Here is a 16623-nt window from a genome sequence, read left to right on the forward strand (position 1 = left end):
AGATAATAACTCCTGTTTCAGGCCTCTATCGCCGCTTACAGACCGTCCTCGGTGCGTTTTCGCACGCATTTTTATCACCGTTAAGCACATATCTACTTTGCGCGACGGCGCTGTAACGATCTGAAACAAGTGCTCGCGCCTTAGGCGCCGCGGCAGTTCAAGTTTTCGGCGCCCATGCGCGTTTCCGCCGGAACGCTGCACCCCCACCTGCTGGTGATAAAATTTCTGCGTCGTCGCTTTTTTGGCGCCCGGCGCTTAGGCGCCTCTAGGCTGAGCCTCGGGCCACGCTAGATATGCGTTGCACGCCCACGATGGAGACAACGACCCCGATGGACGCCCTTTTCGCCCTCGCCGCCAGCCCGCAGGCGTGGGCCGCCCTGATCACCCTCATCGTCATGGAGGTCGTCTTAGGCATCGACAACCTGGTCTTCGTCTCGATCCTCTCCAACAAGCTGCCGCCTGAGCACCGCTCGCGGGCCCGCCGCATCGGCATCGGCCTGGCTCTGGTCATGCGGCTGGGCCTGCTGTCGACGATCGCCTTCATCGTCGGCCTGACAAAGCCTGTCTTCGCCCTACCTTTCACCGCGCCCATGGGCGCCGACGGCCATCCGATGCTCGACCTGGCCTTCTCCTGGCGCGATCTGATCCTGCTGGCCGGCGGGCTGTTCCTGGTCTGGAAGGCGACCACCGAAATCCATCACAGCGTCGATCCCGCGCCCACGGATGGCGTCCTCGACAAGAAGCAGGCTGCGGCGGCCACCTTCGGCGCGGTCATCACCCAGATCATCCTGCTGGACTTGGTCTTCTCGCTGGACTCGATCCTCACCGCCGTCGGCATGACCGAACACCTGCCGATCATGGTCGTCGCCGTGATCGTCGCCGTGGCGGTGATGCTGCTGGCGGCCAATCCCCTGGCCGACTTCATCCACGCCAACCCGACCGTGGTGATGCTGGCGCTGGGCTTCCTGCTGATGATCGGCGCCACCCTGATCGCCGACGCCTTCGGCGTGCATGTGCCGAAGGGTTACATCTACGCGGCCATGGCCTTCTCCGGCCTTGTGGAAGGCTTGAACATGGCGTCGCGCGCCGCCGCCAAGCGCAAAGCGGCCAAAAGCGAAGGCACGCTGCACTAACCTTCGCCCGCGCCTTCACGGGGCCCAGCCCCGCCTGCTCTCTGTCCCTTCTTCCCTTGCGGGAGAAGGGAAGCCACGGCGCGGCTGATGCGGACGCTTCGAACCAATTCGGGCGGAGGGTCTACAAGAAGCTGTAGGGATCCACGTCGATGGTCACCCGGATCTGGCCAGGCGGCCGGATGCGGGCGCGCCACGCGGCCATGTAGGCCGAGAGATCCACCCCACGATCGGCGCGCACCAGGAAACGCTTGCGCCGGCGGCCGCGGATCAGGCTCAGCGGCGCGTCGGCCGGCCCGAACACATCCACCCCTTCGCCGTTCGGCGCAGCCTGGGCCATGGTCCGCACGAAAGCATCCAGCGCCTGGGCGTCCGGCCCGGAGACGATCGCCGCCGCCAGCCGGCCGAAGGGCGGCAGACCCGCCGCCTCCCGCTCGTCGAGTTCGGCGGCGTTGAAGGCGTCGCGGTCCTGCGCTTTCAAGGCCTGCATCACCGGATGCTCCGGCGCATAGGTCTGCAGCAGGGCGCGGCCCGGCCGGTCGCGACGGCCCGCCCGGCCCGTGGCCTGAGCCAACAGCTGATAGGTCCGCTCCGCCGCGCGCAGGTCGCCGCCGCGCAGGCCCAGATCGGCGTCGACAACGCCCACCAGGGTCAGGTTCGGGAAATTATGCCCCTTGGCCGCGGCCTGGGTCGCCACCAGGATGTCGATCTCGCCCCGCTCCATCGCTTCGATCAACCGACGGCCCTCGCGCGGATCAAAGATAGTGTCCGACGAGAAGACAGCGATCCGCGCCTCGGGGAAGAGGCTGCGCGCCTCCTCCTCGACCCGCTCGACGCCGGGCCCTATGGACACCAGGCTGTCAGCCGCACCGCAATAGGGGCAGGCTTTGGGCTTCAGCATGGAGAAGCCCGTCAGGTGACAGACCAGCCGGCCGGAGTATCGATGCTCCACCAGCCAGGAGTCGCTGTCCGGCGCGCAAAGCCGCTCGCCGCAGGCCTTGCACAGGACCAGCGGCGCATAGCCGCGACGGTTGAGGAACAACAGGGTCTGCTCCCCCCGGCCCCAGGTTTCCGCCATGGCCATGACGAGCGGCGGCGACAACCAGCGGCCGGTGTCCGGCGGGGTCTCGCGCAGATCGACCAGGTCGATGTCCGGCAACCGCGCTGTCCCGTGGCGGCTGGCCAACCTGAGCCAACGGTAGCGGCCAGTTTCTGCGTTGCGCAAGGTCTCCAGCGACGGCGTCGCCGAGGCCAGAACCACAGCGCAGTTCTCGATCTTGCCCCGAGCCACCGCCAGGTCACGGCCCTGGTAGATGAAGCCGTCCTCCTGCTTGAAGGAACTGTCGTGCTCCTCGTCAACGACGATCAGCTTCAGATGCTGGAACGGCAGGAAGAGCGCCGAGCGCGCGCCGACGACAATACGGCACCGGTCGCCGCTGACCGCCTCCCAGACCCGCCGGCGCTGCGGCGGGGCGATGCCGGAATGCCACTCAGCCGGCGCGGCCCCGAAGCGGGCGGCGACGCGCGCGATCACCGCCTGGGTCAGCGCGATCTCCGGCAACAGGATCAGCACCTGGGCCTCAGGATCGCGCGCCAGGACGGCGGCGGCGGCCTCCAGATAGACCTCGGTCTTGCCCGAGCCCGTGACCCCGTCCAGCAAAGCGACCTGGAAGTCTCCGGTCGCCGTCATCCGATCCAGGGCGTCCCGCGCGGCCGCCTGGCTGGGGTTGAGCGCCGGGGCGGCGAAGACGGGATCGGGCGCGTGAAACCGGGCGACCGGGCGTTCCTCGACCAGGCGCAGGACGCCCTCGTCCAACAGGGCCTTGACCACGCCGCCCGAAACGCCGGCGGCGCGGGCCAGATCGGCGGGCGCCAGGCGCGCCTGGCCGGCCGCCTCGACCACCCGCGTCCGCGCGGGCGTCGGGCGGCCGGGCGCGAGGCCCGTCGCCTCGACAATGCGCACTGGCCGGGGCTGGGGCGCGCGCGCCCCGCGCAGCGCGATGGACAGGGCCGCGCCTGGGACATCGGCCGCATAGCGCGCCGCCCACAGGATGAACTCCAGAGTCGCCGGCGGCAGCGGCGGCTCATCCAGCCGCTCGGCCAGGACCTTCAGGGGCCGGTTGCCGCCGGTCCCGTCGCGCAAGGCCGTCACCACGCCGCGGATCAGCCGCGGGCCGAGCGGGGCGGCGACCTGGTCGCCGACCGCCAGCTCAAGCCCGTCGGGCACGTCGTAGTCGAAGGCCTCCGGCAACGGCATCGGCAACAGGACCGAAGCAATCTGGCCCATCAACCTTCGCCTTCGCTGACGGCCGCAGAGCCGCTACAAGCGCGGGACGCAATTTCGGGAACCGATGAGATGCAGCTCTTCCTCGACACCACTGACGTCGCCGTCCTGAAGGACCTGGCCGCCACCGGCCTGGTGGATGGCGTCACCACCAATCCCACGCTGATCGCCCAGTCCGGCCGTCCCATGCTGGAGGTCATCGCCGAGATTTGCGGCGTCGTCGAGGGCCCGGTGAGCGCCGAGGTCGCCGCCATCGAGACGGAGGCCATGCTGGCCGAAGGTCGCAAGCTCGCCGCCATCGCCCCCAATGTGGTGGTGAAGGTCCCCTTGACCAGGGCCGGCCTGGGCGCCGTCGTCGAATTCACCCGCGAAGGCATTCAGACCAACGTGACCCTGTGCTTCTCGGCGGCCCAGGCCCTGATGGCCGCCAAGGCCGGCGCGACCTTTGTCAGCCCCTTCATCGGCCGGCTGGACGACCACGGCGCGGACGGCATGAGCCTGATCCACGACATCCGCACCATCTACGACAACTATGATTTCGACACCGAAATCCTGGCCGCCTCGATCCGCACCTCCGCCCATGTGACGGCCGCCGCCATCGCCGGCGCGGACTGCGCCACCATCCCGCCGGCCACTTTCTTGTCGCTCTTCAAGCACCCGTTAACAGACAAGGGTCTTGATCAATTCCTGAGCGACTGGGCCAAGACGGGGCAGTCCATTCTCTAAGCGGGGGCGATCGTGGGGGCGGATCTGAAGGCTGAAGTCGTGGAGCCGGCCTATGAGGCGGCCCGACGCTTCCTGATTGAAAACCCCGAGGCCGTGCGCCAGGACGCCGAACTGCTCGGCGCGCTTGGCCTACGGCTCGACGCCGCCAACGTCCTGGATTTCGGCCCCGCCGCCCTCGCTCGCGTGCACGCCGCCCATCAGGCCGAAGCCAGCGCCCGCGAGGAGATCGAACTGATCGCCCGCGAGAACTTCACCGCCCAGGCCCAGGCGCAGGCCGCGGTCATCGAGCTGATCGCCGCGGACAGCGCCGAGGACCTTGCGAACCGGCTGGACGAGGTGGCGCAGGCCCGCTTCGGGCTGGTCGCCGGCGCCTTGGCCATCGAGGCTGACGACGAAGCGCCGGCAGGCTGGTTCCGCCTCGTCGAAAGCCAGGCCGACATGATACTGGGCGGCGCCGAGTGCGACACGCGCCTCGGCCTGGTGCGAACCGCCCGCGGCCTGTTCGGCTCCCGCGCCGAAGCAGTCGAATCCGTCGCCCTGGTCCGCATCCGATTGGGCGAACGCTTCGGCGTCCTGGCCTTCGGTTCGGGTGAGGCCGAGGGCTTCACCGCCGACATGAGCGACGACCTCGTGCGCTTCCTGGCGCTGGTGGTTGAAGCCACCGCCGCACGATGGACGACGCACTAGACCCCGCGAAGCTCTCGGCGACCGAGGTCGTCGGCCGCTGGCTCGAACACCTGACCCATGAACGGCGCGCATCGCCGCGGACGGTCGAGGCCTACGGCTTCGCCGCACGCCGCTACGTCGGTTTCCTGCAGCAGCATCGTGGCGAGGCCTTGACCGCCCTGGCGCTAGGATCGGTCAGCCCAGCGGAAGTCCGCGCCTGGATGGCGGGTCTACGCCGCAGCGACCGGCCGCTCAGCCCGCGCTCGCTGTCACAGGCCCTGTCCGCCGTGCGGACCTTCCACCGCTTCCTCGACCGGCGTTTGGGCGTCGCGGCCGACGCCCTGCTCCTGGTCAAAGGTCCGCGGGTCAAGCCGGGCGCGCCCCGGCCCGTCACAGAGGACCAGGCGTTCGGCCTGATCGCCGAGGCCGAGTTCGACATCATCCGGGACGACTGGGAGATCGCCCGTGATCAGGCGGTGCTGACGCTGCTCTACGGGTGCGGCCTGCGGATCTCCGAGGCCCTGTCGCTGAAAGGCGCCGACGCTGACCTGCCCGACCCCCTGCGCATGATAGGTAAGGGCGGCAAGGTGCGGCTGGTCCCCGTTCTGGAACAGGTGCGCCAGGCGGTGGCTGCCTATGTCGCCCGACTGCCCTTTGCCCTCGAACGGGACGGTCCCCTGTTCCTCGCCAAACGTGGCGGCGCCCTGAGCCCCCGCCACGTCCAGGCGACCGTCCAGGGCCTACGCGGCCGGCTTGGCCTGCCCGACAGCGCGACGCCCCACGCGCTTCGCCACTCCTTCGCCACCCATCTCTTGGGCGCCGGCGCCGACCTGCGCTCTATCCAGGAGCTCCTTGGCCACGCGTCTCTGTCGACCACGCAGCGCTACACCGGCGTCGATGCCGCCACCCTTCTGGCTGCCTATGGCAGGGCCCACCCGCACGCCTGATCGCTGGTCGGCGCCCTGGTGAACGGCGTCACCCTCCGCCGCCTGAGCCGCGCCGAATATGAAGCCCTGTTCGGCCGCGGAAAGACGGCCGACGCGCTAGAGCTGACGCTGGTGAGGTGGCGCGGCCACTGGCTGTGGCGCTGGATCAGCGTGAGAATTGGCGCCTCGTGATTTGATCGTATACGGATCAAATTATGCGGAAGGCGAAGTCCAAGCCGGCGGCCGAGGCGGCGCGCTACAAAACGACCGCGGATGACCGTCTAGGCCGTCTCGCGCTGGCCGTGGCTGAGGTGCGCGCCGGCGAACGCGCCAGCCCCAGAACCACGAAGCTCTTGGTCGCGGGCGTCCCGAAGATGGCGCAGAAGCTTGTCGAGGAGGCTGCCGAGGTGGCGATCGACGCCGTCCGGGGCGACGAGGCGGCCGTGGTCAAGGAGAGTGTCGACCTGCTCTACAACCTGGTGATCCTTTGGACCGAGGTGGGCGTAGACCCGGCCCGCGTCTGGGGCGAGATGGACCGGCGCGAGCGAATGATGGGCATGGCTGAGAAGCTGCCGAAGTCTGACGCGAAAAATGCCGGCTAGCGGAGGCGGCGACAGGGCTGGGCGTTCGTCGCAGGCTGTGTCACATGATTGCAATCTTTTGAACACCTTCGCTGGGCAAGGGACAACGGCGCCGCTCGCGAAGCGCTGTCGTGGGATGAACGATGAAGGCCAGTCATTTCGCATCGCTAGCGCCGGACAACGATAGCGCTGAGCCGATCCGCGTATGCTTCTTCTTTAACGCCCAGCGTCACCAGCTGCTGCACGGGATTTCGACGGCGGTCGAACTCGCCCGGACTTCAGGCTTTGAAGTCCACATCCTGTCGCCCGACCCCGGACACATCGCCTATGCCGGCCACGTAGCCGAGGCCTTGGGCGGCGCGCCGCTGCATTTCACCCTCGCAAGCCCCGCGCTTCTGGCCGCCCTTCGCGAAAAGAACGGCGCCAGCCTCGCGCACAAGGCCCTCTCGCTCGGCTTGGTTGCGCGCGAATTGAATCGATTCGACGCCGTCGCCCTGCCTGAGCGCACGACAATCCGCCTGAAACGTTTCGGTGCGCCCTCGCCACGCTACATCCACCTCGACCACGGCGCCGGTGATCGGGCGATCAGCTTCGACCCCAGAATCGCGCAGTTCGACATGGTGCTGATGGCCGGCGAGAAACATCGGGCGCGGCTCATGCGCGACGGCCTGATCCGTCCCGGCCGCCATGCGGTGGTCGGCTATCCCAAGTTCGAAGCCGCCGATGCTGTCCGTGATGCGGCTTGGCGGCCCTTCGGTAACGGCCGGCCCACGGTGCTCTACAACCCCCACTTCTCAGCCCTGGGGTCCTGGAAGGTCTTCGGCGAGTCGATGCTGAACGCCTTCGCCGCACAGGATCGCTATAACCTGATCGTCGCCCCGCACGTGCGGATGTTGGACGGCAAGGCCCGCAAGGCGAAGTGGCGCGCCCTGGCCGACGCCTATGCCGGCATCGACCACATTCACATCGACCTGGGAACCGAACGTTTGGTCGATATGACCTACACGACGCTGGCCGACGTCTATGTCGGCGACGTGAGCAGCCAAGTCTATGAGTTCCTCCGCACGCCCAAACCCTGCGTCTTCTTGGACCAGCGCGGCATCGACTGGCGGTCGGACGAGGATTACGCGCACTGGCGCTATGGGCCTGTGGCGCGCACGCCGGGCGCCGTGCTTGAGACCATCGACGCGGCCATCACTGGCCACGACGACTTCCAAGAGGTCCAGCGCCAGGGTTTCGCCGAGACTTTCGCCGAGAATTCGGCGCCGGCATCGCGGCGCGCCGCCGACGCCATTGCAGCCTACCTGGCCGCCTCAGGCCGGCAGGCGGCCAACGTCCCGCGGCTGGGCGTCAAGGCGGCACGGGCCGCAGGACTGATTTTCGCCCTGGCCGCCGGCTGGCTGGCCCACGACGCCATCGGCCCGGCGGCCGGCCCGGCCCACGCCGCGCCAACCTTCGTCGAGGAAGCGGTGACCTCGCACAAGGCCACCCTGATGCGCGCAGCGATGAGGTCACGATCAGAGACGCCCAATCTCAACACAACAGAGATTCGACGCGTCACCGGCCTGAAGGTCCCCGCCATCCCCGTCGGCTGGCGGCTGACGGACGTGCAGATCTACCCATCGGATTTCGGGCCCATCGTCCAAGTGGCCGCCGTCACCGACCAAAGCGAAACCGTCTCGATCGTCGCCATGCATGCCGATACGCCGGCTGGCCGCCGGCCGATGCTGCGCACACACGATGGCGAGGGCGTCGCCTTCTGGGAGGACGCCAGCCAGGCTTATGGAGTGGTGGGTTCGCTGTCGTCGCAACGCCTTATGCGGCTTGCGGGCGAACTGGCGCCCCGGACCTGACGTCGCTGAAGGCCGTCACCGCTCCAGTCGGATCCAGTCCACCCCGCTGATGTCGCGGCCAAATTGCATCGGCTTGAACCCCTCGCGCGCATAGAAGGCCCGCGCCCGGATGTTGGGTTGCTGAACCTTCAGTGAGAGCGGCCCTACGACCCGAGCGGCGATATGGTCGAGGAGCGCCTTGCCGATGCCAAGCCCGCGTTCGGTCACATAGAGCGAATGGATGAAGTTGTCCGGCCGCCAGAAAGCCAGAAGGCCGACGATCCGACCGTCCTCCTCAGCGACATAGATTTCTTCAGACTTCGCCTGGTCTACAAAGGTCTCAGCCTTATGAAAGCCGGGATCCATCCAGGTGAAGGTCTCGGACAGGACGCGGACATAGAGCGCCGCGCATTCGGCGATCTCGTCCGGTCGGGCGAGGCGGACGATCAGGCCCGCATCTCCAGCGTCACGCCTGCATCGTCCAGCCGTCCACCCCCATGGCGGCCTGGCGCAGGGCCTCGGAACGGGTCGGGTGCGGGTGGCAGGTGCGGGCGACGTCCTCGGCCGCGGCCTTGAACTCCATGGCGACGCAGTATTCGCCGATCATCTCGCCCACTTGCGGGCCGATCAGGTGGGCGCCGAGGATCTCGTCGGTGGTCGCGTCGGCCAGTATCTTCACGAAGCCCTCGGCCTCATGGTTCACCTTGGCGCGGCTGTTGGCGCTGAACGGGAATTTGCCGACCTTGTAGGCCCGCCCAGCCTCTTTCAGTTCTTCCTCGGTCTTACCGACCCAGGCGACCTCCGGGTAGGTGTAGACCACGCTTGGGATCAGGTCGTAGTTCACGTGGCCCGGCAGGCCGGCGATGGTCTCGATGCAGGCGACGGCCTCGTCTTCGGCCTTGTGGGCCAGCATCGGGCCGTGGGTCACGTCACCGATCGCCCAAATGCCGGGAACGGCGGTCTTCCAGTGGTCGGTGTCGATGAAGCCGCGCTTGTCCGGGACGATGCCGACGCTCTCCAGGCCCAGGCCCGCGGTGATCGGCCGACGGCCGATAGCCAGCAGGACATAATCGGCCGTGATCTCTTCGGCGGCGCCGCCGGCGACAGGCTCGACCGTTAGGGTGACCTCGGACTTGCTCGCCTTCGCGCCCGTAACCTTGGAGCCTAGCTTGAACTCGACGCCTTGTTTGGCCAGCGAGCGTTGGAAGGTGCGGGCCACCTCGGCGTCCATGCCGGGTGTGATGCGATCCAGGAATTCGACAACCGTGACCTGAGCGCCGAGACGACGCCACACCGAACCCAGCTCCAGGCCGATGATGCCGGCGCCGATGACCACGAGCGACTTGGGCACTTCCGACAGGGAAAGCGCGCCCGTGGAGTCGACGATGCGCTTCTGGTCGACCTCGACGCCCGGCAGGCCCGAGGGCTCCGAGCCAGAAGCGATGACGATATTCTTGGCCTCAAGGGTGCGGATCACCGCGCCCGCTTCGTCAAGCACCTCGACCTTGCCGACGCCGGCGATGCGGCCAAAGCCCTTCACCCACTCGGCCTTGTTCTTCCGGAACAGGAACTCGATGCCCTTGGTCAGGGCCGTGACAGATTCGGCCTTCTGCTCCAGCATCTTCTCAAGGTTGAGTTTGGGCTTCACATCGATGCCGATGCTGGCGAAGTCTTTGTTGGCCAGCTCATAAAGCTCCGACGCGTGCAGCATGGCCTTCGACGGGATGCAGCCGACGTTTAGGCAGGTGCCGCCCAGCGTGCCGCGCATCTCGACGCACGCCACGGCCAGGCCCAGCTGGCCCGCGCGGATCGCGGCGTTGTAGCCAGCTGGCCCACCGCCGATGATGACGACGTCGAAGGGGGTGCTCTCGCTCATAATCGGTCCGCCTGATCTCTTGCTTAGCTCAGATATAGGGCTTTTCCGGTGGCAGGCGAACCTGTGGCCGGCAAAGAAAAACGCGCCCCAGATGATCTGGAGCGCGCTTTCATGGGTTCGTTGATCAGATGTCCAGCAGCAGGCGCTGCGGGTCTTCGATGGCGTCCTTGACGTGGACCAGGAAGGTCACGGCGCCCTGGCCGTCGACGATGCGGTGATCGTAGCTCAGCGCCAGGTACATCATCGGACGGATGACGATCTGACCGTCAACCACCACTGGGCGCTCCTGGATCTTGTGCATCCCCAGAATCCCCGACTGCGGCGCGTTCAGGATCGGCGTCGACATCAGCGAGCCATAGACCCCGCCATTGGAGATGGTGAAGGTGCCGCCCTGCAGGTCGTCCATGGACAGACCGCCGTCGCGGGCCTTCTTGCCCAGGGCGCCGATGCCCTTTTCGATGCCGGCGAGGTCCAGGGCGTCCGCGTCACGCAGGACGGGGACAACGAGGCCCTTTTCGGTGCCGACGGCGACGCCCAGGTCGTAGTGGTTCTTGTAGATGACGTCCGTGCCGTCGATCTCGGCGTTGACGTCCGGCACCGCCTTCAGCGCGGCGACGCAGGCCTTCACGAAGAAGGACATGAAGCCGAGCTTCACGCCGTGCTTCTTTTCAAACACATCTTTGTACTTGGCGCGGGCCGCCATCACCGCCGTCATGTCCACCTCGTTGAAGGTGGTCAGCATGGCGGCGTTGGTCTGGGCTTCCTTCAGGCGGCGCGCGATGGTTTGGCGCAGGCGCGTCATCTTCACGCGCTCTTCGCGGTCGCCAATGGCGCGCGGCGCCGACGGCGCGGCAGGCGCGGTCGGCGCATTGGCGCGGGCTTCCAGGGCGGCGAGCGCGTCGCCCTTGGTGATGCGGCCGCCCTTGCCGCCGCCGGTGATCGCGCCGGCGTCGAGATTGTTGGCTTCGACGATCCGCGCAGCCGAAGGGGCGAGCACGGGGGCAGCGGTCGGAGCCGGAGCCTTCGCCAGCGCAGGGGCCGGAGCCGCCGCAACCGGGGCGGGAGCCGGCGCCGCGGCGGGCGCAGCAGCGGGCGCCTTGGCCGCCACGGCGCCTTCGGCGATACGGCCAAGCACGGCGCCCGGGGTCACGGTCGCGCCTTCAGCGGCGCCTATGGCCTCCAGGACACCGTCCGCGGGCGCAGCGACTTCCAGGCTGACCTTATCGGTTTCAAGTTCGACAAGGATCTCATCCTTGCGCACGGCATCACCGGCTTTTTTCGCCCAGCGGGCCACCGTGGCTTCGGTGACCGATTCGCCGAGCGCCGGGGTCATGATGTCGGCCATTAGGATCAGTTCCTCTTGTTCTTGATCGTCGTCGTTTGGGTCAGGTCGTAGGGTTTAGGCGAAGGCTTCCGTCAGGAAGGTTTCGAGTTCCTTCAGGTGGCGGCTCATCAGGCCGGCGGCTGTGGAAGCGCTCGCTGGGCGACCGACGAAGCGGGCCCGCTTGGCCTTCACCTTCAAGCGCTCCAGGGTCAGCTCCAGCCACGGGTCGACGAAGGTCCAGCCGCCCATGTTCTTCGGCTCTTCCTGGCACCAGATCAGATCGGCGTTCGGGAAGCGCGACAGCACCTGCGAAATCGACTTGAGCGGCCACGGATAGAACTGCTCGAGGCGCACGATATAGACGTCGTCGCGGCCTTCCTTGGCGCGCTTGTCGATGAGGTCGAAGTAGACCTTGCCGGAGCAGGCGATCACCTTGGTGATCTTGTCGTCGGGCTTCAGGGTGACGCCGCCGACGTCGCAGCCGGCTTCCGCCCCGTCGACCATCACACGGTGGAAGCTCGAGCCGTCGGCGAAGTCCGCCAAGTTGGAGACCGCGCGCTTGTGGCGCAGCAGGCTCTTGGGGGTCATGACGATCAACGGCTTGCGGAAGCCGCGCAGCAGTTGGCGGCGCAGCGCGTGGTAGTAGTTCGCCGGCGTCGTCGGGTTGATCACCTGCATGTTGTCTTCGGCGCAGGCCTGCAGGAAACGTTCGAGACGGGCTGAGGAGTGCTCCGGACCCTGGCCCTCGTACCCGTGCGGCAGCAGCATCACGAGACCACTCATCCGCAGCCATTTGCGTTCGGCGGAGGATATGAACTGGTCGACGACAACCTGGGCGCCATTGGCGAAGTCACCGAACTGGGCTTCCCACATGGTCAGCGTGTTCGGATCCGTCAGCGAGAAGCCGTATTCGAAGCCGAGCACCGCTTCTTCCGAGAGCGCAGAGTCCAGCACTTCGAAGTGGGCCTGGTTCGGCCCGATGTTGCGCAGCGGGAAGTAGATGTCCTCGGTGGTCTGGTCGACCAAGCCCGAGTGGCGTTGGGTGAAGGTGCCGCGCACGCTGTCCTGACCGGACAGGCGCACTGGATAACCCTCGTCGAGCAAGGTGCCGAAGGCGAGATGTTCGCCGGTCGCCCAGTCGAGACCTTCGCCCTTTTCGATCGCTTCGCGGCGGTTCTGGATCACGCGCTCGACCGTCTTGTGCAGCTTAACGCTGTCGGGCGCGGTGGTGATCTTGCGGCCGATGTCACGCAGCTTGTCGAGCGGCACGCCCGTCTCGGTGCGGACGTCGGAGCCGTCCGGGCGCTGCAGGCCCGACCACTTGCCATCCAGCCAGTCGGCCTTGTTGGCCTTGTAGTCCTTGCCCGCGTCGAATTCGGCGTCGAGATAGGCGTCCCACTCGGCGATCCAGCCATCGGCCTGGGCCTGGGTGACCACGCCCTCGCCGACCAGGCGGCTCGCGTAGAGGTCGCGCACCGAGGGGTGATCCTTGACCTTCGCGTACATCAAGGGCGACGTCATGGTGGGATCGTCGCCTTCGTTGTGACCGAAGCGGCGATAGCAGAACATGTCGATGACCACGTCCTTGCCGAACATCTGGCGATATTCGGTGGCGACCTTCGCGGCGAACACCACCGCTTCAGGGTCATCGCCATTGGCGTGGAAGATCGGCGCCTCGACCATCAGCGCGACGTCCGACGGATAGGGCGAGGAACGCGAGTTCTTCGGGCTCGTCGTGAAGCCGATCTGGTTGTTGACGATGAAGTGCAAGGTGCCGCCGACGCCGTAGCCCTTGAGTTGCGACAGGGCGAAGCACTCGGCGATGACGCCCTGGCCGGCGAAGGCCGCGTCCCCGTGCAGCAGCAGCGGCATGACATGGCTGCGGCCAGCGGTCGGCGTTTCACGCAAGGTGAACGCCTGCTTGGCGCGGGCCTTGCCCACCACGACCGGGTTGACGATCTCAAGGTGAGAGGGGTTGGCGGTCAGCGACAGGTGGACGTGGTTGCCATCGAACTCGCGGTCCGACGAGGCGCCGAGGTGGTATTTCACATCGCCGGAGCCCTCGATGTCGGACGGCACCGACGAGCCGCCCTGGAACTCGTGGAAGATGATGTGGTGGGGCTTGCCCATCACCGAGGCCAGCATGTTCAGGCGGCCCCGGTGCGGCATGCCGACGATGATGTCGCGAACCCCCAGCGCGCCGCCGCGCTTGATGATCTGCTCCATCGCCGGGATCATGCTCTCCCCGCCGTCCAGGCCGAAGCGCTTGGTGCCGGGGAACCTGCGGTGGGAGAACTTCTCAAAGCCTTCAGCCTCGATCAGCTTCTTCAGGATGGCGATCTTGCCTTCCGGCGAGAAGGTGATGGCCTTGCCTTCGCCCTCGATGCGCTCCTGCAGCCAGGCCTTTTCGCGCGGGTCGGAGATGTGCATGTACTGCACGCCGACGTTGCCGCAGTAGGTGCGCTCCAAGAGGTCGAGGATCTGGCGGACCGTCGCGGTCTCCAGGCCCAGGACGTAGTCCAGGAAGATCGGACGGTCGAAGTCCGAAGCCGCGAAGCCATAGTTCGCCGGATCGAGATCGGAGACATCGCCCTGTGTCGTGGCGATGCCGAGAGGGTCGAGGTTGGCCTTCAAGTGACCGCGCATCCGATAGGCGCGGATCATCATGATGGCGCGGAGGCTGTCGAGGGTGGCGGCGCGGACGTCGGCCTCGGAGGCCGAGGGCCCGGCGCGTTCAGCGACCTTGGCGCCGACCTTGGCCTGCACGGCCGGCCACATGCCGTCCAGAGCCGACAGCCAGTCGGGGCGGGCGGTAGGAACAGCGCGCGGGGTCCAGCTAGGCTTGCCGCCCTGGGCGCTATCGCTCAGCGAGGCGAAGAAGGCTTGCCAGGAGGCGTCGACCGAATTCGGGTCGGCCGACCATTTCGCAAAGAGATCCTCCACGAAGGCCGCATTGGCCCCGTAAAGGAAAGAGGTCTCGGCCAGCACCTCGTTGATCAGCCCTGCGTCGTCCGCCATATCGTCCGTTTCCCGGGGTCCGGTCTCGGCGCCAACATGGTGTCGAGGGCGGACCGCCCTTGCGCTTGTTTTAAGTTCAGGCGCCTTTCAGCACCTCGAGCAGGGTCTCGCCCAGCTTCGCCGGCGACGGCGAGACGCGGATGCCCGCGGCCTCCATCGCAGCGATCTTGTCTTCGGCGCCGCCCTTGCCGCCGGAGATGATCGCACCCGCGTGGCCCATCCGGCGACCCGGAGGCGCGGTGCGACCCGCGATAAAGCCGACCATAGGCTTCTTGATCTTTGAATTTTTAATAAATTCCGCCGCATCTTCTTCAGCCGAACCGCCGATTTCGCCGATCATGATGATCGACTCGGTTTCCGGATCGTTGAGGAACATGTCGAGGATATCGATGAACTCGGTGCCCTTAACCGGGTCGCCGCCGATGCCGACGGCCGTCGTCTGGCCAAGGCCAACCTGCGAGGTCTGGAACACGGCTTCGTAGGTAAGAGTGCCGGAGCGCGAAACAACGCCCACCGAACCCTTACGGAAGATATTGCCCGGCATGATGCCGATCTTGCAGGCTTCCGGCGTCAGGACGCCCGGGCAGTTCGGGCCGATCAGGCGCGACTTGGAGCCCGACAGCGCGCGCTTCACCTTGATCATGTCGGCCACCGGGATGCCCTCGGTGATGGCGATGATCAGGGGGACCTGGGCGTCGATGGCTTCCAGGATCGAGTCCGCGGCGAAGGGCGGCGGGACATAGATCACCGAGGCGTCGGCGCCGGTCTCGCTCACGGCTTCCGCGACGGTGTTGAACACCGGCAGGCCGATGTGGGTCTGGCCGCCCTTACCCGGGGTCACGCCGCCGACCATCTTGGTCCCGTAGGCGATCGCCTGCTCGGAGTGGAAGGTGCCCTGGCTGCCGGTGATGCCCTGGCAGATGACCTTGGTGTCTTTGCCGATGAGGATGGACATTAGGCGAGTTCCCGCACGGCCTTGACGATCTTTTCCGCCCCATCCGACAGGTCGTCGGCGGGAATGACGTTCAGTCCGGAGTCCCGGATGATCTGCTTGCCCAACTCGGCGTTGGTGCCTTCCAGGCGCACCACCAGCGGAACGGTCAGGCCGGTGATCTTCACCGCCTCGATGACGCCGCGGGCCATCACGTCACAGCGGGCGATGCCGCCGAAGATGTTGATGAGGATGCCCTTCACGTTCGGATCGGACGTGATGATCTTGAAGGCCTCGGTCACGCGCTCCTGGGTGGCGGACCCGCCGACGTCCAGGAAGTTCGCGGGCTCGGCGCCGTAGAGCTTGATGATGTCCATGGTCGCCATGGCCAGGCCCGCGCCATTGACCATGCAGCCGATTTCGCCGTCGAGGGCGATGTAGGAGAGATCGTGCTTGGACGCCTCGATCTCCTTGGGGTCTTCTTCGCTCTCGTCGCGGAGCGCGAAGATGTCCTTGTGGCGGAACAGCGCGTTGGAGTCGAAGCTGACCTTGGCGTCCAGCACCCGCAGGTGGTCGTCAGCCGTGACGATCAGGGGGTTGATCTCCAGCATCTCCATGTCCTTCGCAACGAAGGCTTCATAGAGCTGGCCGAGCAGGACGAAGACTTCCTTCGCCAGGCCGCCGGTCAGGCCGAGCGAGGCGGCCAGCGTGCGGCCATGGTGCGGGAAGACGCCGGTGGCCGGGTCGATGGAGAAGCTGTGGATCTTCTCAGGGGTCGAGTGTGCGACCTCTTCGATGTCCATGCCGCCCTCGGTGGAGGCCACGACCGAGACCCAGCTCGTTTCGCGGTCGACCAGCAGCGACAGGTAGAATTCCTTGGCGATCGCCGCGCCTTCTTCGATGTAGAGGCGATTGACCTGCTTGCCGGCGGGACCCGTCTGGTGGGTCACCAGCACCCGGCCGAGCATTTCCGTCGCGCTGGCGCGCACGTCATCGAGCGTCTTCAGGACCCGGACGCCGCCCTTGGCGTCAGGACCCAGGCCTTCAAAGCGGCCCTTGCCGCGGCCGCCAGCGTGGATCTGCGACTTCACGACGAACACCGGCCCGCCCAGTTTCTCGGCGGCTTGCACCGCCTCGTCTACGTTGTAGGCCGCGTACCCACGCGGAACTGCGACGCCGAACTCTGCGAGAATGGCTTTGGCTTGGTGTTCGTGGACGTTCATGAGGGGTCGCAGCGCTTTACGATGCCTCGCCCCGGCTGGCGAGTGGCGGGGATATAGGCGCCGCTACCGGGGCTGTCCACAGCGCACGGGAGCTAAATCCCGACAG

Annotated in this window: 14 protein-coding genes; 7 read left to right on the forward strand and 7 right to left on the reverse strand. The window is 66.8% G+C overall.

All coding sequences use genetic code 11. From position 1 onward, the window contains the following. Positions 1-329 precede the first annotated feature (329 nt). On the forward strand, positions 330-1133 hold the full coding sequence (locus BN1313_RS01185; RefSeq protein ID WP_091735463.1) for a TerC family protein: 804 nt from the start codon (positions 330-332) through the stop codon (positions 1131-1133). A gap of 121 nt (positions 1134-1254) precedes the next feature. On the opposite strand, the gene BN1313_RS01190 is transcribed toward BN1313_RS01185, so the two are convergent. Continuing rightward, a complete protein-coding gene (locus BN1313_RS01190; protein WP_091735465.1) occupies positions 1255-3417 on the reverse strand; it encodes a primosomal protein N' in 2163 nt (720 codons plus the stop codon). Positions 3418-3486: 69 nt separating this feature from the next. Between BN1313_RS01190 and fsa the strand changes: the two genes are divergently transcribed. The 6 genes from fsa to BN1313_RS01215 all read left to right on the forward strand — a co-directional run bounded on the left by fsa (position 3487) and on the right by BN1313_RS01215 (position 8166). Then, complete coding sequence (gene fsa, locus BN1313_RS01195) at positions 3487-4140, forward strand: fructose-6-phosphate aldolase (protein ID WP_091735467.1); 654 nt, start codon at positions 3487-3489, stop codon at positions 4138-4140. A gap of 12 nt (positions 4141-4152) precedes the next feature. Beyond that, positions 4153-4827 (forward strand): DUF484 family protein, encoded by a 675-nt coding sequence (locus BN1313_RS01200; RefSeq protein WP_245620050.1) that lies wholly within the window; start codon positions 4153-4155, stop codon positions 4825-4827. After that, on the forward strand, positions 4812-5753 hold the full coding sequence (locus tag BN1313_RS01205) for a tyrosine recombinase XerC (RefSeq protein ID WP_091735472.1): 942 nt from the start codon (positions 4812-4814) through the stop codon (positions 5751-5753). The genes BN1313_RS01200 and BN1313_RS01205 overlap by 16 nt, the downstream gene beginning before the upstream one ends. Before the next feature lie 18 nt (positions 5754-5771). Continuing rightward, on the forward strand, positions 5772-5924 hold the full coding sequence (locus BN1313_RS16430; RefSeq protein ID WP_176695854.1) for a hypothetical protein: 153 nt from the start codon (positions 5772-5774) through the stop codon (positions 5922-5924). 23 nt (positions 5925-5947) lie between these two features. After that, positions 5948-6334, forward strand: a complete 387-nt coding sequence (gene hisE / locus BN1313_RS01210; protein ID WP_091735476.1) for a phosphoribosyl-ATP diphosphatase — start codon at positions 5948-5950, stop codon at positions 6332-6334. Between the two features lie 122 nt (positions 6335-6456). Beyond that, complete coding sequence (locus BN1313_RS01215; RefSeq protein WP_091735479.1) at positions 6457-8166, forward strand: hypothetical protein; 1710 nt, start codon at positions 6457-6459, stop codon at positions 8164-8166. A 15-nt stretch (positions 8167-8181) separates the two neighbouring features. Here BN1313_RS01215 and BN1313_RS01220 read toward each other — a convergent pair whose 3' ends face one another. From BN1313_RS01220 to sucC, 6 genes are all read right to left on the reverse strand, one after another. Next, positions 8182-8511 (reverse strand): GNAT family N-acetyltransferase, encoded by a 330-nt coding sequence (locus BN1313_RS01220; RefSeq protein WP_091735482.1) that lies wholly within the window; start codon positions 8509-8511, stop codon positions 8182-8184. 100 nt (positions 8512-8611) lie between these two features. After that, complete coding sequence (gene lpdA / locus BN1313_RS01225) at positions 8612-10021, reverse strand: dihydrolipoyl dehydrogenase (protein WP_091735485.1); 1410 nt, start codon at positions 10019-10021, stop codon at positions 8612-8614. 124 nt (positions 10022-10145) lie between these two features. Further along, positions 10146-11366: a 2-oxoglutarate dehydrogenase complex dihydrolipoyllysine-residue succinyltransferase gene (odhB, locus tag BN1313_RS01230; protein ID WP_091735488.1), complete on the reverse strand. Its 1221-nt coding sequence runs from the start codon at positions 11364-11366 to the stop codon at positions 10146-10148. 54 nt (positions 11367-11420) lie between these two features. Next, a complete protein-coding gene (locus BN1313_RS01235) occupies positions 11421-14363 on the reverse strand; it encodes a 2-oxoglutarate dehydrogenase E1 component (protein WP_091735491.1) in 2943 nt (980 codons plus the stop codon). Positions 14364-14439: 76 nt separating this feature from the next. Continuing rightward, the gene (gene sucD, locus BN1313_RS01240) at positions 14440-15318 is read right to left on the reverse strand and encodes a succinate--CoA ligase subunit alpha (protein WP_091735495.1); all 879 of its coding nucleotides are present in this window, start codon (positions 15316-15318) and stop codon (positions 14440-14442) included. Beyond that, a complete protein-coding gene (gene sucC, locus BN1313_RS01245) occupies positions 15318-16517 on the reverse strand; it encodes an ADP-forming succinate--CoA ligase subunit beta (RefSeq protein ID WP_091735498.1) in 1200 nt (399 codons plus the stop codon). Before sucC ends, sucD begins: the two co-directional genes overlap by 1 nt. Positions 16518-16623 lie beyond the last annotated feature (106 nt).

It is taken from the genome of Phenylobacterium immobile (ATCC 35973) (assembly GCF_001375595.1).
Classification (GTDB): Bacteria; Pseudomonadota; Alphaproteobacteria; order Caulobacterales; family Caulobacteraceae; genus Phenylobacterium; species Phenylobacterium immobile.